Annotated in this window: 1 protein-coding gene; it reads left to right on the top strand. The window is 62.5% G+C overall.

The genetic code is table 11. The features are described 5' to 3' along the window. The first annotated feature begins 184 nt into the window (after positions 1 to 184). Positions 185 to 1,351 (top strand): IS110 family transposase, encoded by a 1,167-nt coding sequence (locus A5791_RS07975; RefSeq protein ID WP_067233711.1) that lies wholly within the window; start codon positions 185 to 187, stop codon positions 1,349 to 1,351. Positions 1,352 to 1,368 lie beyond the last annotated feature (17 nt).

Genomic DNA, 1,368 nt, shown 5'->3' with positions numbered 1-1,368 from the left:
CTGAGGCGGTGACCGGTATTGGCTCGTTTCACACCTGTCACTCCTGTGGGTTGACTTTCTTTGGGCTTGCCGGCCGGTCATCGCCGCCTTGGCGTGGAGTGGCTGAAGAGAGGCCTGCGTAGCCGAAAGTTGGTGTGCCCTCCTCGCTTTAACCCGTATCCATTCGAGTGAGGAGCTGAATTTGATGACATCAAGCGTGGCGATCGCAGTCGATCCGCATAAGGCATCGTGGACGGCGGCAGCCGTGGATGCCTCGTTGCAGCCAGTAGACGTCATCCGAGTACCGGTCAGCGACAGCGGTTACCGGGCGTTGCGCCGCTTTGCGCGTCGCTGGCCGCAAGCGCAGTGGGCCATCGAAGGCGCAGCCGGCTTAGGGGCACCCCTGGCCATGCGGCTCAACGCGGACCAAATCGAGGTCATGGACGTCCCCGCCAAGCTAGCTGCCCGGGTGCGGTTACTTTCAACCGGGCACGGCCGTAAAAACGACGACGCCGACGCAATCTCAGTCGGTATCGCCGCGCTGACCTCACCTACCCTCAATAGCACCGAGATCGACTCCGCCACACGGGCCCTACGCGCAGTCATCGAGCATCGAGACGATCTGGTCAAGACCCGCACCCAAACCATCAACCGACTCCATGTCGTACTCACGCACCTGATTCCAGGGGGTGCTGGGCTGAAGTTGACCGCCCAGCGCGCCGCCGAACTGGTGCGTAATGTTCGACCCCGGGACACCGCCGGCAAGACAATGCGCGCCCTGGCGGTCGACCTCATCGGCGAGGTCCGCCACCTCGATCGGCGCATCACCAAGGCTGCCGGCGATATTCAAGTTGTCGTCACCGCATCGGGCACCACCTTGACCCAGCTACACGGCATTGGCACTTTAACCGCCGGCAAGATTCTCGGCCGAGTCGGGACGATCACCCGATTCCGCTCCGCTGCAGCCTTCGCCAGCTATACCGGCACCGCCCCCATCGAGGTGTCATCCGGCGACGTCAAACGCCACCGGCTTTCCCGCGCCGGGGACCGCCAACTCAACTCCTGCCTGCACATCATGGCCGTTACCCAGATCCGGCAAGACACTCCCGGAAAAGCCTATTACCTGCGAAAACGATCCGAAGGCAAAAGTCAACAAGAAGCGTTGCGATGTCTTAAAAGGCGCCTATCCGACACCGTCTATCGCCAACTCCTCAACGACGCCACAGCGAAGCAAGAGGCAGGCCCGGCAGGACACACGGGGGCGGCTCTGATGTCCAGCGCGGCCGGCTCACACCCCTACACCGGCACTTCGGAGCAATCACTTACCGGGCCAGCCACCGGCCACGATACAACCGATCACCACAGCACTTGACACAGAGAGGCGCCCAA

Source organism: Mycobacterium sp. 852002-51163_SCH5372311 (assembly GCF_001667115.1).
Lineage (GTDB): Bacteria > Actinomycetota > Actinomycetes > Mycobacteriales > Mycobacteriaceae > Mycobacterium.
The sequence above is the reverse complement of the archived record's forward strand: the minus strand, read 5'-3'. Positions and strand labels throughout refer to the sequence as shown.